Origin of the sequence: Nocardia crassostreae (genome assembly GCF_001613405.1) — a bacterium.
GTDB classification, from domain to species: domain Bacteria; phylum Actinomycetota; class Actinomycetes; order Mycobacteriales; family Mycobacteriaceae; genus Nocardia; species Nocardia crassostreae.
Window position 1 is genome coordinate 121,376 of sequence record NZ_BDCH01000015.1, and the last position, 22,524, is coordinate 143,899.

General features: G+C 67.6%; 26 protein-coding genes and 2 pseudogenes. 8 read left to right on the forward strand and 20 right to left on the reverse strand.

What is annotated here, in order from left to right:
• Nucleotides 1–83: 83 nt before the first annotated feature.
• Nucleotides 84–698 (reverse strand): methyltransferase family protein, encoded by a 615-nt coding sequence (locus tag NC4_RS15760; protein WP_067538441.1) that lies wholly within the window; start codon nucleotides 696–698, stop codon nucleotides 84–86.
• Nucleotides 699–848: 150 nt separating this feature from the next.
• Nucleotides 849–2,078, reverse strand: coding sequence for an FAD-dependent monooxygenase (locus tag NC4_RS15765; RefSeq protein WP_067538445.1), 1,230 nt, complete (start codon nucleotides 2,076–2,078; stop codon nucleotides 849–851).
• Nucleotides 2,079–2,172: 94 nt separating this feature from the next.
• Here NC4_RS15765 and NC4_RS15770 point away from each other — a divergent pair, with 94 nt between their 5' ends.
• The gene (locus NC4_RS15770; protein ID WP_067538450.1) at nucleotides 2,173–2,757 is read left to right on the forward strand and encodes a TetR-like C-terminal domain-containing protein; all 585 of its coding nucleotides are present in this window, start codon (nucleotides 2,173–2,175) and stop codon (nucleotides 2,755–2,757) included.
• Between the two features lie 62 nt (nucleotides 2,758–2,819).
• On the opposite strand, the gene mtnC is transcribed toward NC4_RS15770, so the two are convergent.
• Genes mtnC through NC4_RS15785 form a run of 3 tightly spaced genes read right to left on the reverse strand, consistent with a single transcriptional unit; the run spans nucleotide 2,820 to nucleotide 5,780 of the window.
• Nucleotides 2,820–3,512 carry an acireductone synthase gene (mtnC, locus tag NC4_RS15775; protein WP_067538455.1) on the reverse strand — a complete coding sequence of 231 codons (693 nt, stop codon included), beginning with the start codon at nucleotides 3,510–3,512 and terminating at the stop codon, nucleotides 2,820–2,822.
• Entirely contained in the window at nucleotides 3,509–4,084 is a 576-nt protein-coding gene (locus tag NC4_RS15780; protein ID WP_067538459.1) for a 1,2-dihydroxy-3-keto-5-methylthiopentene dioxygenase, read from the reverse strand. Before NC4_RS15780 ends, mtnC begins: the two co-directional genes overlap by 4 nt.
• Before the next feature lie 19 nt (nucleotides 4,085–4,103).
• Nucleotides 4,104–5,780, reverse strand: a complete 1,677-nt coding sequence (locus tag NC4_RS15785) for a bifunctional S-methyl-5-thioribose-1-phosphate isomerase/methylthioribulose 1-phosphate dehydratase (protein WP_067538462.1) — start codon at nucleotides 5,778–5,780, stop codon at nucleotides 4,104–4,106.
• Nucleotides 5,781–5,992: 212 nt separating this feature from the next.
• Between NC4_RS15785 and NC4_RS15790 the strand changes: the two genes are divergently transcribed.
• Nucleotides 5,993–6,274 carry a ribbon-helix-helix domain-containing protein gene (locus tag NC4_RS15790; protein WP_157554768.1) on the forward strand — a complete coding sequence of 94 codons (282 nt, stop codon included), beginning with the start codon at nucleotides 5,993–5,995 and terminating at the stop codon, nucleotides 6,272–6,274.
• Nucleotides 6,271–6,684 carry a hypothetical protein gene (locus tag NC4_RS15795; protein WP_067538468.1) on the forward strand — a complete coding sequence of 138 codons (414 nt, stop codon included), beginning with the start codon at nucleotides 6,271–6,273 and terminating at the stop codon, nucleotides 6,682–6,684. Before NC4_RS15790 ends, NC4_RS15795 begins: the two co-directional genes overlap by 4 nt.
• A 46-nt stretch (nucleotides 6,685–6,730) precedes the next feature.
• Here the strand turns inward: NC4_RS15795 and NC4_RS15800 are convergent, their stop codons facing one another.
• Nucleotides 6,731–7,975, reverse strand: coding sequence for a KasA/KasB family beta-ketoacyl-ACP synthase (locus NC4_RS15800; RefSeq protein ID WP_067538471.1), 1,245 nt, complete (start codon nucleotides 7,973–7,975; stop codon nucleotides 6,731–6,733).
• 40 nt (nucleotides 7,976–8,015) lie between these two features.
• On the opposite strand from NC4_RS15800, the gene NC4_RS15805 reads away from it, so the two are divergent.
• From NC4_RS15805 to NC4_RS15815, 3 genes are all read left to right on the forward strand, one after another.
• Entirely contained in the window at nucleotides 8,016–8,582 is a 567-nt protein-coding gene (locus NC4_RS15805; RefSeq protein ID WP_067538473.1) for a TetR/AcrR family transcriptional regulator, read from the forward strand.
• 100 nt (nucleotides 8,583–8,682) lie between these two features.
• On the forward strand, nucleotides 8,683–9,561 hold the full coding sequence (locus NC4_RS15810) for an ABC transporter ATP-binding protein (RefSeq protein WP_067538476.1): 879 nt from the start codon (nucleotides 8,683–8,685) through the stop codon (nucleotides 9,559–9,561).
• A complete protein-coding gene (locus NC4_RS15815; RefSeq protein WP_067538478.1) occupies nucleotides 9,558–10,760 on the forward strand; it encodes an ABC transporter permease in 1,203 nt (400 codons plus the stop codon). Before NC4_RS15810 ends, NC4_RS15815 begins: the two co-directional genes overlap by 4 nt.
• On the opposite strand, the gene NC4_RS44655 is transcribed toward NC4_RS15815, so the two are convergent.
• The 7 genes and pseudogenes from NC4_RS44655 to NC4_RS44660 form a co-directional block, all read right to left on the reverse strand.
• Nucleotides 10,757–11,179: a DUF418 domain-containing protein gene (locus NC4_RS44655; protein WP_084529177.1), complete on the reverse strand. Its 423-nt coding sequence runs from the start codon at nucleotides 11,177–11,179 to the stop codon at nucleotides 10,757–10,759. The genes NC4_RS15815 and NC4_RS44655 overlap by 4 nt on opposite strands.
• A 9-nt stretch (nucleotides 11,180–11,188) precedes the next feature.
• Nucleotides 11,189–11,866, reverse strand: coding sequence for a DUF418 domain-containing protein (locus tag NC4_RS39035; protein WP_084529179.1), 678 nt, complete (start codon nucleotides 11,864–11,866; stop codon nucleotides 11,189–11,191).
• 99 nt (nucleotides 11,867–11,965) lie between these two features.
• A complete protein-coding gene (locus NC4_RS15825; RefSeq protein ID WP_157554770.1) occupies nucleotides 11,966–12,334 on the reverse strand; it encodes a hypothetical protein in 369 nt (122 codons plus the stop codon).
• Between the two features lie 11 nt (nucleotides 12,335–12,345).
• Entirely contained in the window at nucleotides 12,346–12,474 is a 129-nt protein-coding gene (locus NC4_RS43970) for a hypothetical protein (protein ID WP_281186296.1), read from the reverse strand.
• Nucleotides 12,471–12,851, reverse strand: a complete 381-nt coding sequence (locus tag NC4_RS15830) for a hypothetical protein (RefSeq protein ID WP_157554772.1) — start codon at nucleotides 12,849–12,851, stop codon at nucleotides 12,471–12,473. The genes NC4_RS43970 and NC4_RS15830 overlap by 4 nt, the downstream gene beginning before the upstream one ends.
• Entirely contained in the window at nucleotides 12,848–14,404 is a 1,557-nt protein-coding gene (locus NC4_RS15835) for a PEP-utilizing enzyme (RefSeq protein WP_067538489.1), read from the reverse strand. Before NC4_RS15835 ends, NC4_RS15830 begins: the two co-directional genes overlap by 4 nt.
• 556 nt (nucleotides 14,405–14,960) lie before the next feature.
• Nucleotides 14,961–15,497: pseudogene (locus NC4_RS44660) on the reverse strand (PEP/pyruvate-binding domain-containing protein); the annotation flags it as partial.
• Between the two features lie 165 nt (nucleotides 15,498–15,662).
• On the opposite strand from NC4_RS44660, the gene NC4_RS15845 reads away from it, so the two are divergent.
• A complete protein-coding gene (locus NC4_RS15845; RefSeq protein WP_067538734.1) occupies nucleotides 15,663–16,112 on the forward strand; it encodes an SRPBCC domain-containing protein in 450 nt (149 codons plus the stop codon).
• 7 nt (nucleotides 16,113–16,119) lie between these two features.
• Here the strand turns inward: NC4_RS15845 and NC4_RS15850 are convergent, their stop codons facing one another.
• Nucleotides 16,120–16,323 (reverse strand): hypothetical protein, encoded by a 204-nt coding sequence (locus NC4_RS15850; RefSeq protein WP_245721708.1) that lies wholly within the window; start codon nucleotides 16,321–16,323, stop codon nucleotides 16,120–16,122.
• 56 nt (nucleotides 16,324–16,379) lie between these two features.
• Nucleotides 16,380–17,159 (reverse strand): HNH endonuclease family protein, encoded by a 780-nt coding sequence (locus NC4_RS15855; RefSeq protein WP_067538497.1) that lies wholly within the window; start codon nucleotides 17,157–17,159, stop codon nucleotides 16,380–16,382.
• A gap of 174 nt (nucleotides 17,160–17,333) precedes the next feature.
• Between NC4_RS15855 and NC4_RS40245 the strand changes: the two genes are divergently transcribed.
• Nucleotides 17,334–17,549: a hypothetical protein gene (locus NC4_RS40245; protein WP_157554776.1), complete on the forward strand. Its 216-nt coding sequence runs from the start codon at nucleotides 17,334–17,336 to the stop codon at nucleotides 17,547–17,549.
• Nucleotides 17,550–17,621: 72 nt separating this feature from the next.
• On the opposite strand, the gene NC4_RS15860 is transcribed toward NC4_RS40245, so the two are convergent.
• The 5 genes and pseudogenes from NC4_RS15860 to NC4_RS15880 all read right to left on the reverse strand — a co-directional run bounded on the left by NC4_RS15860 (nucleotide 17,622) and on the right by NC4_RS15880 (nucleotide 22,444).
• On the reverse strand, nucleotides 17,622–18,743 hold the full coding sequence (locus tag NC4_RS15860; protein ID WP_067538502.1) for an NAD(P)H-dependent flavin oxidoreductase: 1,122 nt from the start codon (nucleotides 18,741–18,743) through the stop codon (nucleotides 17,622–17,624).
• 167 nt (nucleotides 18,744–18,910) lie between these two features.
• Complete coding sequence (locus NC4_RS15865) at nucleotides 18,911–19,312, reverse strand: NUDIX hydrolase (protein ID WP_218021162.1); 402 nt, start codon at nucleotides 19,310–19,312, stop codon at nucleotides 18,911–18,913.
• Nucleotides 19,291–19,944, reverse strand: a complete 654-nt coding sequence (locus NC4_RS45290; protein WP_501193515.1) for a type IV toxin-antitoxin system AbiEi family antitoxin — start codon at nucleotides 19,942–19,944, stop codon at nucleotides 19,291–19,293. Before NC4_RS45290 ends, NC4_RS15865 begins: the two co-directional genes overlap by 22 nt.
• A 58-nt stretch (nucleotides 19,945–20,002) precedes the next feature.
• Nucleotides 20,003–21,229: pseudogene (locus NC4_RS15875) on the reverse strand (FAD-dependent oxidoreductase).
• Nucleotides 21,230–21,313: 84 nt separating this feature from the next.
• Nucleotides 21,314–22,444: a serine hydrolase domain-containing protein gene (locus NC4_RS15880; protein ID WP_157554778.1), complete on the reverse strand. Its 1,131-nt coding sequence runs from the start codon at nucleotides 22,442–22,444 to the stop codon at nucleotides 21,314–21,316.
• Nucleotides 22,445–22,524: the final 80 nt, after the last annotated feature.

Genomic DNA, 22,524 nt, shown 5'->3' on the forward strand with positions numbered 1-22,524 from the left:
CTTCCCCTACATATCCGATAGCAGTCGAGCCCGCTCCAGTTCTCCGGAGCGGGCTCGAGTGTTGGATATCGCTGTGGCCGAACCTAGTAGACGCCGGGGACGAATCGTTTGGTGTGGCCGATATAGGACGTGTACCGGTTGCCGAACACCGAGCGCAGCACACCTTCCTCGGTCCGCGCCCGATAGTCGTGCACCACCGCGATGAGCACAACGGCGATCAAGAATCCGACCGTCGGCACCACGAACAGAGTGCTCGCGTAGACGCCGACAAGCCCGGTATAGATCGGATGACGAACCAGGCCGAACGGTCCCTCCGTCATGAGTTCATGATTCTCGTCGATCTCGGCGCGCAGCCGCCAGGAGGCGAAAACCGTGAACGCCCAGACGATCAGCGCCGTCGACAGCAATGCGAGAACGATTCCCACGCTGGCGGACCACGGTCGCGGATCAGCGAGATAAGGTCCCGCCAGGCTCGGCCGGATGACCCAGGCGCCGAAGACGAGATAGTAGATCACCATAGAGGCGGTGGCAGCAACGAGCACCGCGTCGGCGCGCGGCGCGGTGACCGTCCCGGCGCTGTCCGTCCGGGCGGGTGGCCGCGTACGACGGCCCACCACCATGCGGACGAGGATCACCAGCAGCAGAGAACTGTTGATCGCACCCACGATCCCGATGTCGACGAGTCGGCTGAAAGCCATTGTTCCCCCAAATGATCCAACCGATCGTCTCAGTCGGTTCGCGTGCCGTCAACGGAGTCGCCGTTGCGCAGCCCGAACCCAGCAGACCGGGTCGCGCCGGGACGAGCCCACCGATCCGGCGCGGTCGAGAACCCCGGCTGCGGCGCGGGCCTACTTGAGATTCGACTGGACCGCATCGGCTTCCGTTGCCGCGCGGCCGTGTTCGGTGGCGGCGAAGGCGCGGCGGATGACGGGGCGCAGGAGCGGGGACTGCACCGTGCGCATGACCCAGGCGTTGAATCGGATGCCCAGCGCCGATTTCGGGGCTGCTGCGGCCACGCGGCCCGGAGGCAGTTGTTGCGCGGAGGCGGCGCGGGGGCGCATGACCGCCTCGAATGTCGTCAGTGCGTCGGGTAGGTGGCCCAGATCGTCGGGCGCTCCTGCCGCGTGGAGAGCTGCGGCCAGTTCGGCGGCGCCGCCCAGGGCGAGGGCGGTGCCGAGGCCGCTGAGGGGGCTGGCGCACCAGGCGCTGTCGCCGAGGAGGACCACGCGGCCGTCGTGCCAGCGGGGCATGTGGACCTGGTCGTAGGTGTCCAGGGCGAAGTCGGGGGCTTGGCGGGCCGCGGTCAGGAATTCCCGGGCGTGCCAGCCGACATCGGCGAAAGTCCGTTCCAGCAGGGCGAACTGGGCGCCGCGGTCGCCGCGGGGCGGCAGCGTGTCGGCGGCGAAGGTCAGGCCGATCTCCTGCTGGCCCGGATGACCCGGGCGGGCCTCGAGCGCGCGGCGTCCGGGGGTGTTGTACAGCAGGAACCAGCCGTCCAGTCTCGGTGTGCTGGGGCCCTCGACGAGGGTGAACCAGGCGTGTGCCAGGCCGAGGGGCTTGCGGTAGTTCTCCTCCGAACCGAATCGCAGGGCGCGCACTCGCGAGTGCGCGCCGTCCGCGCCGACAACCAGGTCGAACTCCGCGGACTCGCCGCCGCGGAACCGCACCAGCACCCGATTCCCCGAATCCTCCAGCGCTTCGACGGTTTCGCCGAAGCGGTGCGTCACGCCGGGCCCGATGGCGTCGTGGAGGATGCGGGCGAGATCGGTGCGGAGCAGTTCCTCGCTCGACACCAGGCCCTGACCGCCGAACGCGGTTACCGGCATTTCCGCGAGCCGCCGCTCGTCGGCGGCGATCCACGCCGCGCCGCGCTGCGGCACAAGGCAATTCCGTGCCTGGTCGAGGAGCCCGGCTTGCCGGAGCACCTCGCGGCTGTCGCCGCGCAGGTCGACGGTCTGGCCGCCGGTGCGCAAGGCCGGAGCGATTTCGGCGACGGTCACCTCCCAGCCGTCTCGTTCCAGGAACAGCGCGAGCGTGTCCCCCGCGATGCCGCCGCCGACGATGAGTGCTCGTGCCATGATCCGATCCCCTTGCCTGCTGATGCAAAGTATTCGCATTAACAGTAGATCCGCTACGGCTCTAATTGCAATAGTTTCGCGTTAGACTGTGGTCATGGCACAAGCGACAGGAACGGCGCGCCCAGGCGGCCGCACCGCCCGCACCCGGGCGGCGGTGCACGAGGCCACGCGGCAGCTGCTGGCCGAATCCGCCGACGGCACCATCGAAATCGCCGCGGTGGCAGCCCGTTCCGGCGTCCACCTCGCCACGATCTATCGCCGGTGGCGGACGGTCGAGGGCCTGGTCATCGATACGATCATGGAGGAGCTGACCGCCAACTCACCCGTCCCGGCCACCGGCGATCTGCGCGGGGACCTGCTCGCCTGGACCACGAGTATGCTCACCGACCTGACTCAGCCCCGGCAGCGGGCCTTCTTCCGGGCGATGGCCCGAGCGAGCAGTGCCGAGCAGGGCCTCATCGACATGGCGGAATTCACCGCGCCGCGCATGCGCCAATTCCAGGCCACCCTGGACGCCAGCGGCACCACGGTCCTCGACAGCCGCGACATCGCCGAGCTCATCCTGTCCCCCGCCTACATTCGCGCGCTGGTCGCCATGCCCCTGAACCCGGCCACCGATGCTGAACGCCTGGTCGACAATGTGATCGCCGTCCGGGATCACCGGGCCGCCCGCGACTGAACGCATACGGCCCCGGCGCGCGGTGCGCCAGGGCCGAATGAGAGTGATTGCCGTACGGGCGATTACAGGTCGCCGGACGGGTCGACGTCGGCGAAGTCGCTGATCCAGCGATGCGGGGGCCGGGGGCTGTTCGGCTCGCCCGGGCGGGTGACGCCGATGGCCTGCCAGCTCGCGCTGACGGCGGCGTCCAATTCGTCGGGGTGGTCGGACAGGAACAGGATGTCCTGTGCCGGAACGCCGATGGCGCTCGGGATCTTCTCGTAGGAGGAGGCCTCCCGCTTCGGCCCGGCGGTCGACAGGTCGAAATGACCGCTCAGCAGCGGGGACAGACCGCCACCACGGGCGAAGGCGAACCAATCCTTCTGGTTGCGAACCGAACCCGAGGAGTAGATGTATAGCTCCAGGCCGGATTCGCGCCAGGCGCCCAGCACCGGCGGCACATCGGGGAAGAACTCACCGAACAGCGCGCCGGAGCGGAAGCCCTCCGCGCAGATGATGCCCTGGGCCGCCTTGAGCGGCTCGGACTTGACATCGGTGTTCAACCAGTTGATCAGGATATCGGCCACTTCGGCGGCATCCGCGTCCGGGCGCTCGGCCTGGATCCGGGTGGCGGCAATAATGGGATCCGCTGCCCCGCACTGGTTTTCGGCCAGCCATCCCGGCAGCCGGTCGCGGGTGTACCCGTACAGGTCCTCCCGCACCGAACTGGTCGGGCTGGTGGTGCCCTCGATATCGAGAACGACGGCCTTGATCATGCGGTCAGCAGTTCATCGAGAGTCGGGAAGCCGCTGGAGATCTTGTCGCCGGTGAAGTCGCCGATCCAGCCGTCCTCTTCCTCGAAGAAGCGCACGGCCACGAATTCCGGGCGGGTTCCCATATCGAACCAGTGCAGAGTGCCCGCGGGCACCGAGACGAGATCGCCTGCGGTGCAGACGGTTGCCAGGACCTCGTCACCGAGATGCAGATAGAAACAGCCCTGCCCGGCGGCGAAGAAGCGCACCTCGTCCTCGGCGTGGCGGTGCTCGTCGAGGAACTTGGTCCGCGCGGCAACGGCCTTGGCGGGCCACTCCGGATCGGCGTCATCCGGGTGGATGCGCGCCACATCGATGAACTTGTACCGGCCGTCGGCATTGAGTTCCTCGATGCGCCCGGCATACTCGGCCTGAATATCCTCGGTCGAGGTGGCGGCGGTGAGCGCTTCCAGCACGGGCCACCGCTCGAAGACGATGCCGCGCTTGGCCAGCTCGGCGGCAATCACGGCGTCATCGCTGGTGCGCAGCTTCACGTCCGCGGAGTCCTTGTCGGACATGATCTGTAGCAGAGTCATAGTGGGTTCCTCCTCGGAACTAATTGTCGCCCGCCGGAATCTCACGGCGTCCGGTCGATATCGCCAGCTGGCACATGGCCTCGAGGTATTCCGCGCGATCACGCGCCTGCGGCAAACCCGCACCCCATGCCGTAATTCCGTGCCCGGCGATGAACAGCACGGGCGGGGCATCGGGATGCTCGGTCAGGTACTTCTCGATATCCGCGCCGATCCGCGGCACGTCCGCGTGATTGGGGAACACCGGAATCTCGATGGCGTCCGGGCGATTTCCGCCCAGCCCCTTGATCAGCTCGTACCCGGAGAAGCGCACGGTCCGCACATCGGCGCCGCCCACACCGATCGAGAGCGCGGTGGCGTGCGGGGGATGCACATGAACCACGGCATCCGCCTCGGTCACCCGGTAGACCGCGGTGTGAATGGTCGTCTCCGCCGACGGCCGCTTACCGCTCGCATCGACCGGCGTCGAATCCGCGACCGCGACGGTCACCATGTCGGATGCGGCGAGCTCACCCTTGGACAGGCCGCTCGCGGTGATCACGGCCGTATCGTCCTGGCGCACCGAGATATTGCCCGCAGTACCCGGCATCCAGCCATTGGCGTACAGCCCGCGCGCCACCGCGGCGATCTCCGCGCCCGCCCGGATCGTCGCGGCGGCGGGAAGATCGGTGCGGGTGGCCGGATCCGTCGCGGTCCGGGCGACGGCCGGATCCACGAGCACTCCGAATTCGGTCACCACGGCGGTCACCAATTCCGGTGGGGTCACATCGAAGGCCGGGTTGAAGGTCGCGGTGCCCTCGGGAGCGGTTGTGACGCCGCCGAATCCGGTGACCTCGGCGGCGGCGCGCTGCTCGACCACGATATCGCCGCCGCGCGCGGTGGAGATGTCGCGCGTGGATTCGGGTGCGACCACGATGAACGGGATCCCGTGCTGCTTGGCGGCAATGGCCAGCATGTAGGTGCCGATCTTGTTGGCGACCGAGCCGTCGGCGGTAATGCGGTCCGCGCCGACAATGACCGCGTCGACCTGTTCGGTGGCCATGGCCCAGACGGCGGCGGAATCGATGGTGAGCCGATGCGGGATACCGGCTTCCGCCATTTCCCAGGCGGTCAGTCGCGCGCCCTGCAGCAGCGGGCGGGTCTCGTCCACGATCACCTCGGCCAAGGCGTCGCGCTGGTGCAGCACGCGCAATGCGCCGATGGCGGTGCCCCACGCGGTGGTGGCGAGGCGGCCGGTATTGCAGTGGGTGAGCAGGCGCAGCGGTCGCTCACCGCACAGCTGCTGCAGCAGATCCGCGGCATGGGTGGCAGCGGCGAGATTGACGCGGCCGTCCTCGGCCTGCATCTCCTGGGCTTCGGCGAGCACGGCGTCCACGCCCTCGGGCAGCTTGCCCAGCGCGCGCCGCACACCCCACGCCAAGTTGACGGCGGTCGGGCGGGCATCGGCAATGCGCGCGGCTTCCGATTCCACGGCGGCGGTATCGACCACGCCGTCGGTCGTGTGCGCGAGCGCCGCGATCACGACACCGAACGCCCCGGACACGCCGATCGCCGGGGCGCCGCGAATGGCCAGGGATTTGATGGCCTCGATGAGTTGGTCGACCGTGGTGATTCGCAGCTCCCGCAATTCCTGCGGCAGCACCCGCTGATCGATGGTGACCAAGGTCCCGTCGACCCACTCGATCGAACTCTGATCCATCTAGTTATGACCCCTCGGCTGGCGTTTTGCGGCGCGCCCGCCGACTGCGGACGCACGCTCACCGTATCGAACCAGGATCGCCGCGTGACCGGCAAGTTTCGGATCAAGCGAATCCGAAACGCCCGAATCGAACGTCGCGCGCGCATCCCGGTCTCCGAGATGCGCACGATGTGGTCACGCGGCACCCGCCCATACCCATCTACTATCTCGGTATGGCGAGAGAACGGCGCACCCGCAAGATCACCGTATCGGTGCCCGAGGAAATAGCCGCCACCCTGGACGATTGGCGGCGCAAGGGCCGGATCGAGTCCGTGTCGGCGTTCGTCGCCGAATCCGTCAAGGCCCGGGTCAACCGCGCCGAATCGCTCGCTCGCATCGAGCAGATCTTCGGTGGACGCCCGCCCCTGGACCTCATCAATCGCGCCCGCGCGGTGCAGGGTCTGCCCCCCTTACCCGAGGAGGATGCCGCAGGCGACCACGCCGGCGCGGCATGACCATCGTCGGCGCGACCCTCGGTGGCGTCGTCTTCGATACGGCAGCACTGACCGCCTGGGCCCATCGCGTCGCCTATGTGCAATCGGTGGTGTGGGCGACCGCCGACGCCGGACACACCATCATCATCCCGGCCACCGCGCTGGCCGCCGCCCGCGCGCTCATCTCCCCCGGACGGCACGACATTCTCTCGGTCCTGCTGGATCTCCCGAATACGGTGATCCTGCCCCTGGACCGCCCGGCCAGCGATCACCTGGGCGCGGCACTGGCGGACCGGCCCGACGCGGACGCCCTCATCCCCGCCGGGCATGCCACCATCGAGGCCGTCAGCCGCGACTGGCCCTGCCTCACCGACCGCCCGGATACGCTGCGGAAATTGGATCCCCGCGTCCAAACCGACATCCTGCCCTGATCCGCACGCGCCGGGACGAATCCGGTGAGAGCCGCGGCGGCACGGATCAGGCGCGGCCCAGCGCCAGGGTCACATTGTGGCCGCCGAACCCGAAGGAATTGCTCAGCGCGTAGTCCAGGCGCTGGCGGCGCGGAGCATTGGCCACGACATCCAATTCGACATCCTCGTCGAGCTTTTCGAAGTTCAACGTGGGTGGGACGAGCTGTTCGCGCAGGGTGCGCAGGGTGAGGATCGCTTCCAGCGCGCCCACCGTGCCGATGGAATGGCCGAGCGCCGACTTCGGGGCGTAGACCGAGGCATCCGGGGCGACCGACATGATGGCCTTGGCTTCGGAGGCGTCGCCGATGGGAGTGGAGGCCGCATGCGCGTTGATGTGCTGGATATCAATGGATTTCAGGCCCGCCGAGGCGATGGCCTTGCGCATGGCGCGGGCGGCCCCTTCGCCGTCGGGCGCGGTGCCGGTGATGTGGTAGCCGTCGGAGGTGATGCCCGCGCCGAGGACCCGGCCCTCGATGGTCGCGCCGCGGGCGCGGGCATGCCGCTCGGATTCCAGGACCAGCAGCGCGCCGCCCTCGCCGAAGACGAAACCGTCGCGGTCGCGGTCGAAAGGCCGTGAGGCGCGGGCGGGTTCGTCATTGCGGGTGCTGAGGGCGCGCATCATGGCGAAGCTGGCGATCGGGACGGCATCCATATGGCCTTCGACCCCGCCCGCCACCACGATGTCCGCCTCGCCGGTGACTATGAGCCGCCAGGCGTGGGCAATGGCCTCGGTGCCGGATGCGCACGCCGAAATCGGTGCGTAGACACCGGCTTTCGCACCGAGTTCGAGGCCGATGGTGGCGGCCGGGCCATTCGGCATGACCATGGGAACGGTCAGCGGCGGCACTTTGCGATAGCCGCCCGCGCGCATGACGTCCACCGCGTGCACCAGCGCGTCGCCGCCGCCGAGCCCGGTCCCGATCACAACCGCCAGTCGTTCCGGATCGACCTCGGGAGCCCCCGCGGACTGCCACACCTGTCTGCCCAGCACGAGCGCGAGCTGCTGCACGAAGGACATGCGCCGCTGTTCGATCCGGGTCAGCTGCTCCCCCGGCCGCGCGGTGAGGCGGCCGCCGATCCGCACCGGCAGCTCGTACTCGGTGACGAAATCGTCTGCGAGAGCATCGATTCCGCTCTCCCCGGCGAGCAGCCGCGCCCATGTGCCGTCCAGATCCGCCGCCAGGCAGGTGGTGGCCGCCATACCGGTGACCACGACGCCGCGCCCAGTTTCTGAAGCAGTTGTTACACCCATGTCGTCAAGGAATAACTGTAGCACCCGCTACAGTCAACCCGTGCACCGACCACTCGACCACGCTCGCCGCGCCGAACTCCTCGACGGCGTCATCGCCTACATCGCCGACCACTGCCTCGCCGAGGTCTCCCTGCGCCCCCTGGCCGAATACCTGGGCACCAGCTCCCGCATGCTCATCCACTACTTCGGCACCAAAGAGGCCATGATGGTCGCCGCCCTCGAAACCCACCGCCCCGATATCGGCGCCCTCTTCGCGGACATCGACGACCTCGAAACCCTGCGCACCCGACTGCTCGAATCCTTCACCCTGAACACCACCGGCCCCGGCGCCGCCAGCCTCCGAGTCCTACTCCAAGTCCTCGGCGCCGCCACGGTTCCGGACAGTCCCCTGCGCCCGTTCGCCACCCAAGCCATCGAAGCGGTCGTCACCCCGCTGGCCGAGTCGCTCCGCCACATCGACCCGACCCTGGAAGACCCGGAATCATCAGCCACCCTGTTGGTCTCCGGAATGCGTGGCCTGATCCAGGATTGGTGGATCACCGGCGACACCGCCCGCGTGGAACGCGCCGTCCGCCAACTCGTCGACGGTGCGGTGTTCCGAGCCTGACCAGCGCGCCGTACTTCCGGCAGCGGTCCCGATGACAGCCTCCCCCGTACGGTGGCGGATTGTCGGTAGCGTGATCCGGGACCACGGAGAGGAGAGCTCGATGCTGGAAGTCGCGCATTTGGTGCGCCGGTTCGGGGAGCAGGTGGCGGTGAACGATGTGTCGTTCACCGTGGCGCCCGGGGCGCTGACCGGGTTCGTGGGCGAGAATGGGGCCGGGAAGACCACGACCATGCGGATGATCATGGGCGTGCTGGCCGTGCACGGCGGCGAGGTGCGCTGGGACGGGCGGCCGGTCACGGCGGCGGATCGGCGGACGTTCGGGTATATGCCCGAGGAGCGCGGGCTGTATCCGAAACAGCCTGTGGTCGATCAGCTCGTGTATCTGGCGCGGCTGCGCGGCATGTCCGCGGCGGCGGCGCGGGTGCGGGCGGGTGAGCTGTTGCGGCGGTTCGATCTCACCGAGCGCGGCAAGGACAAGCTGGAGTCGCTGTCACTCGGCAATCAGCAGCGCGTGCAGATCGCGGCCGCCATGATCGCCGAGCCCGCGGCGCTCATCCTCGACGAACCGTTCTCCGGGCTGGATCCGGTGGCGGTCGACTCGATGGCGGAATTGCTGCGCGAGTATGCGGCGCAAGGGGTTCCGGTGCTGTTCTCCTCGCACCAGCTCGACCTGGTCGAGCGGCTCTGCGATCAACTGGTGATTCTCGCGAGCGGCACGGTGGTCGGCCAGGGCTCGGTCGAGGAGCTGCGGGCCGCGAATTCGACGCGCTATCGACTGGTGCTCGGCAGCGATCCGGCCTGGCTCGCCGGGTTCGCGGGCATACGGGTGCTCGAAACCAATGGCGCGCGTGCCCTGCTGGAGCTGGACGGCGCGACCACCGACGAATTGCTGCGCGCCGCACTCGAACACGGTTCGGTGCGCGAACTCGCGGAAGTGCGCCCCTCCGTGGCGGAGATCTATCGAGAGGTGACGGCATGACCGAGCCGACTTCCACCGCAACGGAATCCGCCCCCGGCGGCGTCTGGCGCATAGTCGCCGCCCGCGAGATCGCCGTGAAGGTGCACGACCGCAACTTCCTCATCTCCACCCTGGTCACCATCATCGCCATCGTCGCGTCCCTCGCACTGAGCGGTTTCATCAGCGGCCGCACCGAAACCATCGACGTCGCGGTCCCCGGTGCGCCCGCCGGTCAGGTCATCGACACCGCCGGTGCGCTCGCCGACACCGCCGACAAGAACATCGATTTCACCACCCATGTCGTCGCCGATCCGGCAACTGTCGAACAGCAGGTCCGCGACGAAACCGTCGATATCGGCCTCCTCCCCGCCGATTCCGGCTGGCGCCTGCTGGGCAAGTCCGCCAAGAACACCGAAGCCGCCACCTACATCACCGCCGCCGCCCAGCAACTCGCCCTACAACACAATGCGCTCGCCGCGGGCACCTCCCTCGAACAACTCGTCCGCGGCGGCACGGTCACCTACGACCTCCTCGACAAGGCCACCGTGGACCCCGGCCTGGCCAAGGTGGTCGCCATAGTCTTCGCCTTCCTCTTCTACCTCGCCTCGGTCCTCTTCGGCATGTCCATAGCCCAGAGCGTCATCGAGGAAAAGCAGAACCGCATAGTCGAAATCCTCGCCAGCGCAATCCCATTGCGCCAACTCCTCATCGGCAAGGTCATCGGCAACACCGTCATGGCCTTCGCCCAACTCGTCCTCTTCGTAGCCGCGGGCCTCATCGGCCTGGCCGCCACCGGCCGCGCCGACCAGATCGACCAAATCGCAGGCGCCGCAGGCTGGTTCATAGTCTTCTTCGTTGTAGGCTTCCTAGCCCTAGCCAGCCTCTGGGCCGTAGCAGGCGCCCTCTCCACCCGCAACGAAGACCTGCAATCAACCGCCACTCCCCTGTCGATGTTCATCATGCTGGTCCTGTTCGCAGGCGTCTTCCTCTCCGGCACGGCCCGCGTAATCGCCTCCTACATCCCCATAGTCTCGATCGTCTCCATGCCCGCCCGCCTAGCCGACGGCACAGCCACCTGGTGGGAACCCCTACTCTCCCTAACCATCATGGCGATCACCACCTACGCGATCGTCGTCCTAGCCGAAAAGATCTACCGCCGCTCCCTCATGCAAACCCAAGGCCGCCTGACCATGCGTCAGGCCCTGGCAGTAGAGGACTAACCCCTCCCACCCCGCGGCTGGGGGAGGTAGGTGGCTTGGCGGAGGAGGTATTCGATGGGGCCTTGGCGGTGGGTGCGGAGCCACGTGCGCGCTGCTGCGAGTTGGGCCGCGTAGAGGACAGCCGCCATGGACAGGACGGTCCAGTCGGAAAGGCGTCCCGCTAAGGCGAAGCCGTAGCCGGTGAAGATGATGGACGCGATGACCGACTGGGTGATGTAGGTGGTTGCGGCGATCTTTCCGGCGGGGGCGAATACGGCTGCTATCCGCGGATCACCGTGAATGATGCGCAGGAAGGTGGCGGCGTAGGCCGCGGACAGTAATGGGGCGGTCAGGGTGCTCGGGCCTGCGAGCAGGGGCCAATGGGTCAGGGCGGACAGGAGGGAAATCGGAGCTCCCAGCGCGAATCCGAGCCACTGGATACGGGGTAGTCATGGCAGGTACCTGGCTGGATCTTCGAGTGCGCGGGCTTTTCCGGCGGCCAGACCGACCAGGAAAAGGGGCAGGATATTGACGATGCCGAAGAGCAGGTACAGGGGCAGTTTTTCGACGAAGAGATCCCAGCGCCAGGTCAGTGCCGGGCCCCAGCCTGCCCGCATGATGTCGAGCAGTTCGTCGCGGCGTGCCGGTTCGGGCGATCCGGTATTCGAGTCGAGGAGGCTCAGGATCGTGACGGCGGCGACGCCGAAAGCGAACGTCACCCCGGCGACCCAGAGGGCCGCGCGAGGGCGTAATCGGCTGAGCAGCAGGAGAACCAGGCCGATCACGCCGTAGCCGAAGAGGACATCGCCGGTGAAGAAGAACACCGCGTGCACCGTGCCGATGGCCATCAGGGCCAGACAGCGGCGGACCGTGCGGGCACGCGCGCTGACGCCGTCGCGGGCGGCGGAGCGGAATTGCATGGTCAGCGAGTAGCCGAACAGGAAGGAGAACAGGACGTAGAACTTGTTGTGGAACACCGCGTCGACGAGGGTGGCGGCGCCGTCCGGGAAGCCGCCCGGGTCGGACATGACGGTGATGTTCACGACAAGTATTCCGCCGAGGGCGAATCCGCGCAGCGCGTCGAGTTCCACCAGGCGGGGCACCGTGATTCGGGCGGCGTCCACCATGGGTCGACGATAGGCGGGCCGCGCGCGAAGGGAATCGGTCTGCGGAATGATCGCGGGATCGCTCCGCTGGGGGTTGCCCCGGAGGAGGGTGCGGTGCTCTCAGTCGGTGCGTTCGACGCCGACCAGGTGTCCGCTGATGCCGTCGGCGGTGAGGTCGCGCAGGCATCCGACCAGGCGGCGTTCGGTATGTGTACCGAGGGCGGGTTCGACTGTCACGGACCAGAGTCCGTCGTGCTCTACCGGGCCGTCGGTGATGCGCACATTATTGACGTGACTACGGCATGCGCGCCACAGCAGCAATGCGGGGTCCTGGTCGGGTGATCCGGTGCGAGCCTTCGCGTCGAAGGTGATCACGCTGCGGCTGCCGGGACCACCGCTGTCGGTATGGAACTTCATGGCATCCGACATGGCCGTCACGCCCGCGACCGCGACGACCGCGAGCACCACCGCCAGCAGCGCCGCGCGCATCCGGATCACCCCTATCGCACCAGCGGCCCGCGGAGCAGTCGCGTTCCATCGTCGACGGGGGCGAGAAACCCGTTGGCGGGCAACTGCAATCGATCCAGGCCCGAAATAATGCGTTGATCCACCGCAGGTCCCGCGGTCACGCGCGCCACTCGCTCGACCACCCACACGCGATGCCCGTCAGCAGCACTCCGCCCGCCAGCAGCACGGGCACGAAGACGGTCATCCGATCCGGCCGTCCCGCCAGCCAGTCGAAGGTCACGCGGGGTTGCGGCGAGGCCGCCCGCACAATCCGTGCGGTCGAATGCCGTTCGCCCCCGCTCTCGTCCAAGCGGGCCTGCACGGTCCGCAGCCGATTGGTGAGCAGCATCGCCGCCAGCGCCACCTCCGCCGCGATGAACAGCGTCGCCGAGAGAATCGCCCGATTCCACTCCCACCGATACAGGTACACGAAAACATATGCCCCCGTGGCGATCACAGTACCGACCGCCAGCAGCACCCCGATCCGGCGAGCCATCATGACAACCCTCCTTCGCTCTCGGGCACGACCCGCACCTCACCCGTGCGCCCATCGACCTCCACCATCGCCCCGTCGGGCAGCCGCCGCGTCGCCTCCGGGAATCCGACCACGGTCGGCACCCCGTGCTCGCGCGCCAGAATCGCGAGATGACTGAGCGGGCTCCCGGTCTCGGCGACGAGCCCGCCGAGCCCCGGCACCACCGCCGCCAGCCGCGGATCCAGATGCCGCACCACCAGCACCGACCCCATCGGCGGCCGATCACCCATGTGCACGATCCCGCGCCCGGTACCCCCACCGGCCCCGACCCCCTGCGTCATCGCCCCACCCGACCGCAGGGCCGCCACCGGCACCCCTTCGGCGCTGAGCCGGAACATCGTCGGCAGCGAAACCGCTTCGATCCCCCGACGATCCCCGAGGTCGGCGGGTAGGACCCACCGGACAACCGCCGCCCGCAGTTCCGCGAACCGCAGCAACGTCACATCCGTCGCATCCTCGAGCACCCCGCGATCGGCCAGCCGCCGCCCCAGTTCCGCCGCAGCGCGGGCGCTCAGTTCCTGCACCCACCGCGCCCGCAAGCGCAGCGCCTCCCGGAGCACCGCGAGTTCGCCGTACCCCTCCTGATCCACCGCCTCGGCAAAACCCATCCGCGACAATCCGAAACGCGACTGCTGCATCTGCGGCCTCGCGCTTGCCGGAGCAGCCGCATCCACCTGCCCGCCGACGATTCCGGCGTCACCAGCGGCGAGCGACGTGCGTTCGGGAGCCGCAAGGCTGTCGTGATTCCCGTTGAGCAGCGCATTGTCCGGCGACGCCTCGTTCGCTTCCGCGCTCGACATCCGCGCAGCGATCAGCCAGGACCTGCCGTCGAGCGGCTGCCGGTCGCCGTCTCGCGATCGACCTCCCGCAGTATCGATTTCACGGCTTGCCGCTGCGTCGGTCGTCTTGTCCTCCGAGGGCGTGATCGCCGCGGCCGCTTCCCCGTTGCGAGGGCGCGATCCCTTGCCGTCGGGTCGCTCATCTGCCGAATCGTTCTGGTCAGCGAGTCCTGCGGCCGTATCGCCGGTGATTTCCGCCGTCACCCGGTCGGCGTCGAGTCGCCGATGCCACGACGGTTGGCCTATCGGAACCCCGGGCGCGGTAGCGGATCTCGCGGCAATCTCGGGTGTCCCGGACGTGCGCGCGGTGATGTCGTGATCGGCTGCGGCCGTCAGTGTTTCTGTTGTTCCTCCGCCGATGCGCGGTGGAGTCAGGGCGAGCAGGACCGGATACTCCTCGATCATCCGGCCGACCGGCACACCGGCCGCGCGGGCCTCGGCCAGTGCGGTCAGGGCCATGGCCGCCGCCGTCGGGGCCGGGCGGCGGTCGTGGTCGAGCACTCCAGCGAGCGCCTCGTACCCGTGCAGGCTGGTGAGGGCGGTTGTGCTGTGGTGCGGCAGGTCCAGGAGGGTGTCGTTCGAGAGGTCCTCGAGGCGTGGAACTTCCGCGAGGTCGGTGTCCACTCGCTCGCAGATGCGGCGGCTCAGTTCGGGGAGGGCGGCGGTGAGGCGGCCCACTCGGACGGCCGCGGCCAGGCGGCGCGCGCCGGGGCGCGGATCGAGCCAGCGCAGCGGGCCGGAGCGGCGGATTGCGCCGAGGGCGTGCAGATCCGCTACCGCGAAACCGGCGACCGGGCGGGCGATCGGGTTGGGGCGCGGCCGTGCCGGAGAGCGACAGGGCGGTGCGAAGCCCCGCGTCGAGCGGGGTCAGCCAGAGGTCTTGTTCCAGCGGGGAAAGCGGGTCTGGGAACGTTTCGGCGAGGGGGCCGGGGCCGAGGATCGGGCCTTCGCCCGGACCGTGCAGCGCGGTGACGGGGCGCGCTTGCAACAGGATCGGGTGACCTGCGGTATCGATGGCCCATTCGATATCGAGTGGCCCGCCGAAGACCGCCTCGGCGCGGATCGCCATGCGAACGATTCGGCGGCGCAGCTGCTTCGGGAGTTCGTCGCCGTCCGCGGTGAGGACACGGCGGACGCGAGCGCCGCGCGTGAGGGTCGCGGTCCAGCCCGCGTCGATCCCGCCGACCACTGCGGCGGGCCCGCCCTGGACCGCGGTGAGCACCATGCGATCCCGCCGCCCGCTGACCGGGTCCGCGGTGAAAAGCACTCCGCCCCAAGCGGCCCGGAGGAACGGCTGCACCAGCACCGCCATATTCGCCGCGCCGTGCGGTACGAGCGTGCCCGGCATGTCCTCGGGAGCGCCGGTCAGCGCGAGCGGGCCGTCGAGCCCGGAACCGGCGGTGGAGGCCACCGCGTGCAGGGCCGACGCCCGCACTTGCGCGACCGCGCTGCGGAAGTTCTCCCAGCCGCGCACGCCGAGCACGGAGGTGAACAGTCCGGCCATGGAATGCTCGGCGCCATCCTCGGCGACCGAGGACGAGCGCACCACGAGCGGTCTGAGTCCGTGCCGGGTCAGGCGCAGCCATTCGGATTCGGGCGGTTTGCCGAGATCGGGCCAGGCCGTGGTGAGTACGAAGCCGTCGAGGACCGGGATGCCGTGTGCGGCGGCCCGGGCGAGGGCGGCCGCTTTCGCGCCGGTGAGGGCGGAATCGTGGGCCCGCGGATCACGCAGGGAGACGACTCCGGGTTGCTGAGTGGCGGTGAGCGTCATTGAAACACTGCCTTACAGAAGCGATTTCCCTAACTGGAGAGATTTCCTCCGCGTAACTTCGATGTTCACCGCTCATTCATCGACTGTCAAGAACGTCCGTTCGTTTTGGGATGACAACTAGGTCACAGGTGCGGACGTAGAACGCGTTTCAGTATTGTGACCGCCATGGCTTTCGTTCTCGATTACCGCGTCGATATCGACGCACCCGCGGAGCTGGTGTGGCAGGTGCTCACCGACCTCGGCAGCTACGGGGAGTGGAACCCCTTCGTGGCCTCCTGCTCGTCCACGCTGGAACCGGGTGCGCCCATCGATATGCAGGTGCGGCTGATCGGTTCCAAGCCCAAGACGCAGCGGGAGTTCATCCACTCGCACACGCCGGGCAAGGAATTCAGCTATCGCATGAAACCGGTGCCGGGCGTGCTGCGCAGCGAACGCTCGCACACCCTGACGCCATTGAGCGACGGGCGGACTCGCTACGACTCGCACTTCCAGCTGGAGGGACCGCTCAGCATTGTCGTGAGCACAGTGCTCGGCGCCGCGCTGAGCCGCGGCTTCGACGGGATGACCACCGCGGTCAAGCAGCGCGCGGAATCGCTGCGCGCCTCGGCGCACTGATCGCGCGTCAGGCCTCGAAGGGAATCCGGTTTCCGGCGGCGTCTCGCAGCCCCTGGGCGGCGGCGATCGCCGCCGCCAGGTCCTCGACCGAGGTCCACAGCAGCGGCGGCCGATCCTCGAGATTGCCTATGGTGTACCGGGTGTCGGTATCGCGGTAGCGCACCAGGCCGGTGCCATCGTCGCCGACCGCGATATCAAGCTCGCCCGACACCGTCCCTTCCTCGCGGGTCATGACGGCGGTTGCGGTGAGGAGCTCGATGACGTCGATTATTTGAACCCTCCTTGCGCGATACAGTCATTGACCGCGGTACGCAGTGCGGTTTGCTCATCGGAATCAACGGACAACCCGTATTTTATCTTGATTTTGATGTATCGATCGATATAGCCACACCGGAAAGCGCCGGGCGGCAAGTAGTGTGCCGCGTCCTGATCGCCCTTGGAACGGTTGGGCGTCGGATCGGAGGCGACGAGGTTGACCGCGTCGTTGGCAATGCGGCGGCGGGTGTCCTCGTCCATCTTGGCTGCGCCGGAGCGCCAGGCCTCGGCGAGTGCGACGATGTGCTCGGCGTCCACGCTCGACGGGTCGGTAATGAACTTGTACGGCTTGAGTTGCCCGGTCTTCGAGTCGAGCACACCGTACTGGTCGAGCCAGCCGCCGTCCTTGCCGACCTTCAGATCGCAGGTCTTGGCGTCGAGGGCGACCGGGCCGGTGGCGTCGCGCAGCATCATCACCTCGCGGGTGGTGCACTTGGCGTACTGCACGTATTCCGGGCCGAATCCGTGTTCGGCCTTATTCGTGTCCCAGTGCGGGAACTTTTCGCGGGAGTATCCGGTCATCGCCAATTCTTGTGCGACAACCAGTTTCGACAGCGACGCGGTGACTTCGCTGCCGACCGCGGCGGGCGTTCCGGCGGGGGCCGGGGCGGTCTGCCGGCTGTCGCCGCCGCCCCGCTGTTCGAGAATGACGTAGACGACGATCAAGACCAGGGTCAGGACCACCCCGGCAATGGTGGACAGTCCTCGGCGTGACGGCTTCTTCTGCAACATATCCCGACCACCATCACAATCCACTACCTCAAACAGCAAGCCGCACGGTCGGTTCGGAGACGGGTCTCACACCGAGGCCCCGAGAATACAGGTCTGTCGGCGAACGCGACGCAATCTCCATACTGAGGCCCGCCAAGATCGAGAACAATGGAGGGCCCGATAAATTCGCAAAAATTGCTAGCCGCGCTCACTGTTTCGACAGCCCTGTTCGCCCCCGCGGCGGTGCTCGCCGCACCCGCCTACGTGGAACCCCTCGCGCTGGTCGAAGCCGAGCAGATCGACGAGAGCGGATCCGCGAGCGGGTCGGCCACCTACTCCGCAGAAGGCGTCGAGTTCCTGGTATGCCTGCTGAAGGGCGGCTTCACCGGGTCCAAATACCCGCTCTGCTGAGGTCTTTGAACTGCACCGACGCAGGATCGCCACGCCGACAGTGCTGTTCGGCGTGGCGATCCGTGCGAGAGGTCAGGCGTTGTTCAGCTTGTTCAGGCGATCGCAGGATTCCAGGTATTCGGCGATCAGGCGCTGGACGACGTCGGCGGAACGCTCGACCTTGTTCATCAGGCCGACGACCTGGCCGACCGGATTGAAGTTCAGGTCTTTTGCGGCTTCCGGATAGCGGTGGCCGCGCTTGACGTCGTCGAGGGCCACCATCATCTGCAGCGGCATGGGCAGCGGGTCCGGGGTGTCGGTCTGCTCCCAGGCCTCGGTCCAGTCGTTCTTGAGCATGCGGCAGGGCTTGCCGGTCCAGGAGCGGGAGCGCACGGTGTCGTGGCTCGTCGCATCGATATAGGTCTGCATCTGTGCCGGAGGCACATTCGCCTCTTCGACCGTCAGCCAGAGCGATCCGGTCCAGGCGCCCGCCGCGCCCATGGCCATGGCAGCCGCGACCTGACGGCCATTGCCGATACCGCCTGCCGCGAGCGCGGGCATATCGCCGATCGCGTCGATCACCTGCGGCCACAGCACGAGTGAGGAGATCTCCCCGCAGTGGCCGCCGCCTTCGGTGCCCTGCATGACGACGAAGTCGAGCCCGGCGCGCTTATGGTTCAGCGCGTGCTTGACCGAACCGCAGAGCGCGCCGATGAGGCGGCCGGAGTCCTGGATCTGCTTGATGACGTCATCCGGCGGGGTGCCGAGGGCATTCGCGACCAGCTTCGCCTTCGGATGCTTCAGGATGACCTCGATCTGCGGGGCGACCGTCGTCGCGGTCCAGCCGAGCAGCTGATTGTGGTGCTCCTCCGGCGGCAGATGCGGCACGTTATGGTCGTTCAGCAGCTTCTCCGCGAAATCGCGATGCCCCTGCGGAACCAGTTCGGCCAGTTTGGCTTCCAGCTCCTCCGGGCTCAGCCCGTCGACGCCCTTACCTTCGTACTTCGACGGAATGACCAGGTCCACACCGTAAACCCCGTGCACGTGCTCATCCAGCCAGGTGAGCTCGACCTCGAGCTGTTCGGCGGTGAACCCGACCGCGCCGAGCACACCCAGCCCGCCCGCATTGCTGACCGCGGCCGCGACATCGCGGCAATGGGTGAAGGCGAAGATGGGGACATCGATGCCGAGGCGGTCGCAGATCTCGGTACGCATATGTGGTGGGCTCCTCTAACTAATTCCCGGCACTGGAAACCTTGTGCCCACCACTTTAGAACATGTTATACATTCAAACCAGACTATCGACGCCAGCCATCGATCAGATGGGGCAACCCGTTCTAGTTACAAGCGTTAACAAAAGCCTCGCACGCTGGGGTTTCCCGCTACTCGGCCAGCATCCCGCCCGCCACGAGATCATCGAACAAGAGCTGATCGACAGGCGGCACATGCGGCCGATCCGCATACGTGAACCAGGCGATCTCCTCGATCTCACTGCTGACCGCGAGCGTCCCGCTGTAGTCCGCGCTGTAACAGGCCATCCGAACAACCGCCCCCGGGATATCCGCCTCATACGTCCCGACATGCTCGACAGTCTCCTCGACGAGCGCCACCGTGAGCTCTTCCTTGATCTCCCGCACAAGCGTCTCGAGATCGGATTCGCCCCCTTCCCGCTTCCCACCCGGGATATAGAAAACACCCTTCCCCGCAGGCCGAGCACAAAGAATCCGCCCACCTTCAATCCGAACCCAGGCCACAGTATCGATCAACCGCCGCTCCATCCGCATCCCCGCACCCTAACCACCCGACGAGCAGGTACTGGTGCAGGGCTCTTCTCGCGATTTCCCTGCACCAGTACCTGCCCCCGGGATTGCCTCGTACTCGGATCTGGGTCTTCGGGCGCGGGAAACCGGCCGCGACGAGAAGTAGCCGAGTTCTGGACTCGCGGGGAGATTCGGCACCTGGATCGGAGGCCGCGAGAACCGCGCGAAGCGCCGGGTTGCCGCGCGCGGCTGTGCCGGTCCGCGATCTCGGCAATCCGATCGGCTGGCACGCCTGTCGTATTCCGAATCGCATCGACCACCTCGACCGCCGTACCGAAGGGGAGCCGCCGACCGAGGTCATATGCCGTTCGAGCCGGGTTCGTCACACGCATCCCGCGCAGCCATTCCACCTCCTCGGGATCGATTTCGTGCTGCCACACCCGGATTCCATGCGGCGGACGAGTCAGATTCCGGTCGATCACCTCGGCGGGTTCCTCGTCGAACCACCGCACACCGTGCAACGCAGCCGCGGAGAACCCGCAGACAACCGAACCATTCGCCCAGCATTGAGCAGCGAGCGCCCGCGCACATGCATCGAGCCGAGCCGCCTTACGAACTATCCCGCTCCCTCCCACCCCAATTCCCCAACCTCGCACCCCCAATAGCGCGGAGAAGGTAATGGTGCGGCCCGCTACTCGACGTTTGCCTGCACCATTACCTGCGCGACGGTTGGGGGCGGGCGAAGGTGGGGGCGGGTTCTGGGCGGAGGCCTATGGCGCCTAGGTAGGCGGTTAGGGCTGAGAGGGCGGGGATTCGGTTGAGGAGGCGGAGGGGGGTGGGGACTTTGGTCAGGGTGCCGTTCAGGGAGCGGCGGAGGATGTCGTGGTCGCCGCGTTGGGATTGTTGGGTGAGGGCGGTGGGGAGGCGGCGGCGTTGGACTTTTGCTAGGGCGGCGGTTGTTACCGCGCCGGATAGCAAGGGGGTGGCGAGGATTCGGGCGGCGGCTACGGCGTCTTGGATGGCTAGGTTGACGCCTACGCCGCCGACCGGGGACATGGTGTGGGCGGCGTCGCCCAGGCAGAGGAGGCCGTTGGTGTACCAGCAGGGGAGGCGGCCTACTGTGACGTTCAGGAGTTTGACGTCGTCCCAGGTGCGGATTGCGGCGAGGGTTTCGTCGGGCCAGTCGAAGAGGGTGGCCAGGTCGTTGCGGAGCCAGTCGATTCCTCTGGCGCGCAGGCGTTTGTCGGAGCCTTTCGGGATCAGGTAGGAGGTCTGGTAGTAGTCGCCGCGGTCCAGGGTTACGGCGGCGCGGCCCGCGTCGAAGCGGGCGTAGACCTGGCTGTTTCGGGCGGGGGCACCTGTCGTCGGGATGCGGAGCCACCAGACGTCCATGGGCATGTCGTCGAGTTCCTAGTGCAGGCCCGCGGCAGCTGCGGCGGCGGAGCCGCGGCCGTCGCAGGCTAGGACGAGATCAGTGGAGAGAGCTTCCGTTTCGCCGTCCGCATTGCGGAATTCGACGCCGGTGACGCGGCCGGATTCTTGTCGCAGGCCGGTGAATTCGGCGGAGAGGCGGAGGGTGAAGGTGGGTTGTTCGAGGGCGGCGGTCGCGAGCAGGTCGAGGAAATCCCATTGCGGGACCATGGCGATGTAGCGGTGCGGGCCGGGGATGCGGCGGAAATCGGCGACGGTGATGGTGCGGTCGGCGATCCGCATTTGCATATGCTCGAGTTTGCGTTGCGGGAGCTGGGCGAAGCGCTCACCCAGGCCGAGCTGGTCTAGCAGGCGGAGGGTGGCGGGATGGACGGTGTCGCCGCGGAAGTCGCGCAGGAAGTCGGCATGCTTTTCCAGGACGGTGACGTGTACTCCGGCGCGGGCCAGCAGCAGGCCCGCCATCATCCCGGCGGGGCCGCCGCCGATCACGCAGCATTGCGTGGAATCCATTGCGTTCACTCCATTTCCGTCAATCGATCCTATTACTACGTAACGTAGTAAACAGGTCCGGTGGACGGCAAGAGCTACGCCGGGTTACGGGCAGAGTGCGTGGCCGAGCAGGTCGTCCATGTCCAGCTCGCCCTCGGGGCTCTCGGTCATGGCAATGGTGGCCGCGCGGCCGTCCCGGGTCGCCCCGGAGAGGGTGAGGTAGCCGTAGATTCCGCCGGAGTGGCCGAAATACTCTGCCCCGCAGGATAGTTCGCCGGTGATCAGGCCCATGCCGTAGCGCAGCGGGCTGTCGGGCGCGATCTCGGACTCGGCCGTCATCATCTCCTTCAGCTGCGCCTCGGCCACCACCCGACCTGCGACCAGGGCCAGATAGAAGCGGTTGAGGTCGTTGCCGGTCGAGATGAGCGCGCCCGCGGCCCACGGGACCGAGGGTTCGGTGCGGGACACATCGACGCGCACACCGTCGATGGTCGCGTAGCCCAATGGGTGCGGGCCGCGGAAGTCCAGCTCACCGGCGGCGGGGAGGTAGGTGCCCGTCAGCTGGTTCGGGGTGAGGATACGACCGGCGAGTTCCTCGGTATACGGTCTGCCGGTGACCTTTTCGACCAGCATCCCGGCCACGGTGTAGTTGGTGTTGGTGTACTTGTACCGCTCCCCCGGCGCGAACTGGGCGGGGCGGCTCAGCGCGAGCGCGACCAGCTCGCCGGGTGTGAATGTGCGCCCCTCGATTCCGGCGCGGTATTCGTCGATCTCGGGCAGATCGCTGAACTCCGGCAGCCCGCTGCGATGCTGAAGCAGCTGGCGCACAGTGATCTTGCGGCCGTCGATGCCGTCGCCGGTCAGCAGTCCCGGCAGATAGGTGTCGACCGGCTCGTCCAAGCGGACCCGGCCCTCGGCGACCAGCTGCATGATGATCGCGGCGGTGAACGATTTCGAAATGCTGCCGACCCGCACCTCCTGCGGCGGCGACAGCGGAATCGGCGCTCCCGTCGCGCGATCGGCGACACCCGAGGTGAGGGTGACGGTCTGCCCGTTCTCGGTAATGGTCGCGATGGCTCCCGCGACACCGGAACGCGTCAGGCCGTCGATATCGTCGCGCACCCGGTCGACCGTGCTCGCGGACACCGTGGTCGGACTGGTCGTCACGGCCGTCGGCGGGCTGCTCGGCGTGGTCGAACATCCCGCCGCGGCGAGGAGAGCCAGCACGATCAGCACCGGTACAGTTCACATCCTTAGACGGTAGGTGCAGCACGAGGACCCGGACATCCGGACAACCCCTGAGTCCGCCCCTGAGA

Bases quoted from the DNA above. Each gene is read 5' to 3' on its own strand.
- NC4_RS15815 (WP_067538478.1), top strand. From the start codon at position 9,558: ATGACCGAGCCGACTTCCACCGCAACGGAATCCGCCCCCGGCGGCGTC.
- NC4_RS15855 (WP_067538497.1), bottom strand. From the start codon at position 17,159: ATGTTGCAGAAGAAGCCGTCACGCCGAGGACTGTCCACCATTGCCGGG.
- NC4_RS15790 (WP_157554768.1), top strand. From the start codon at position 5,993: ATGGCGAGAGAACGGCGCACCCGCAAGATCACCGTATCGGTGCCCGAG.
- mtnC (WP_067538455.1), bottom strand. From the start codon at position 3,512: ATGATCAAGGCCGTCGTTCTCGATATCGAGGGCACCACCAGCCCGACC.
- NC4_RS15810 (WP_067538476.1), top strand. From the start codon at position 8,683: ATGCTGGAAGTCGCGCATTTGGTGCGCCGGTTCGGGGAGCAGGTGGCG.
- NC4_RS15825 (WP_157554770.1), bottom strand. From the start codon at position 12,334: ATGCGCGCGGCGCTGCTGGCGGTGGTGCTCGCGGTCGTCGCGGTCGCG.
- NC4_RS15845 (WP_067538734.1), top strand. From the start codon at position 15,663: ATGGCTTTCGTTCTCGATTACCGCGTCGATATCGACGCACCCGCGGAG.
- NC4_RS15865 (WP_218021162.1), bottom strand. From the start codon at position 19,312: ATGCGGATGGAGCGGCGGTTGATCGATACTGTGGCCTGGGTTCGGATT.
- NC4_RS15760 (WP_067538441.1), bottom strand. From the start codon at position 698: ATGGCTTTCAGCCGACTCGTCGACATCGGGATCGTGGGTGCGATCAAC.
- NC4_RS15830 (WP_157554772.1), bottom strand. From the start codon at position 12,851: ATGATGGCTCGCCGGATCGGGGTGCTGCTGGCGGTCGGTACTGTGATC.
- NC4_RS39035 (WP_084529179.1), bottom strand. From the start codon at position 11,866: ATGGTGGACGCCGCCCGAATCACGGTGCCCCGCCTGGTGGAACTCGAC.
- NC4_RS15795 (WP_067538468.1), top strand. From the start codon at position 6,271: ATGACCATCGTCGGCGCGACCCTCGGTGGCGTCGTCTTCGATACGGCA.
- NC4_RS15800 (WP_067538471.1), bottom strand. From the start codon at position 7,975: ATGGGTGTAACAACTGCTTCAGAAACTGGGCGCGGCGTCGTGGTCACC.
- NC4_RS15785 (WP_067538462.1), bottom strand. From the start codon at position 5,780: ATGGATCAGAGTTCGATCGAGTGGGTCGACGGGACCTTGGTCACCATC.
- NC4_RS15780 (WP_067538459.1), bottom strand. From the start codon at position 4,084: ATGACTCTGCTACAGATCATGTCCGACAAGGACTCCGCGGACGTGAAG.
- NC4_RS15860 (WP_067538502.1), bottom strand. From the start codon at position 18,743: ATGCGTACCGAGATCTGCGACCGCCTCGGCATCGATGTCCCCATCTTC.
- NC4_RS15770 (WP_067538450.1), top strand. From the start codon at position 2,173: ATGGCACAAGCGACAGGAACGGCGCGCCCAGGCGGCCGCACCGCCCGC.
- NC4_RS15765 (WP_067538445.1), bottom strand. From the start codon at position 2,078: ATGGCACGAGCACTCATCGTCGGCGGCGGCATCGCGGGGGACACGCTC.